The organism is Xanthomonas sp. SHU 308 (assembly GCF_000364645.1).
In the GTDB taxonomy this organism is placed as follows: domain Bacteria; phylum Pseudomonadota; class Gammaproteobacteria; order Xanthomonadales; family Xanthomonadaceae; genus Xanthomonas_A; species Xanthomonas_A sontii.
Map to the genome: position 1 here is coordinate 1 of NZ_AQOK01000622.1, position 308 is coordinate 308.

Genomic DNA, 308 nt, shown 5'->3' on the forward strand with positions numbered 1-308 from the left:
ACGCATGACGAGTGGCACGACAGCCTGGCCGTCGGCACCTCGCTGGACGCAGGCAGCGTGCAGATCAAGGCAGGCAACGACATCGCCGTGGTCGGCTCGACCGTGCTGGCCCAGCAGGACGCGCGCCTGGTGGCCGGCAACGATGTGGCCATCGTCTCGGCGCAGGACCAGAGCAGCGAGGCGCACAGCAGCGCCCAGAAGAAATCCGGCTTCAGCGCCAGCTTCTCCGGCGGCGTGGCCAGCCTCGGCTACGGCAAGTCGCGCAGCAGCAGCGACAGCAGCACCGAGAGCACCACCCAGGTGGCCTC

General features: G+C 69.5%; 1 protein-coding gene. It reads left to right on the forward strand.

Annotated elements, in window-relative coordinates; all coding sequences use genetic code 11:
- On the forward strand, window positions 1-308 hold a 308-nt coding region (locus tag D588_RS25200; RefSeq protein ID WP_043085692.1), incomplete at both ends, for a hemagglutinin repeat-containing protein.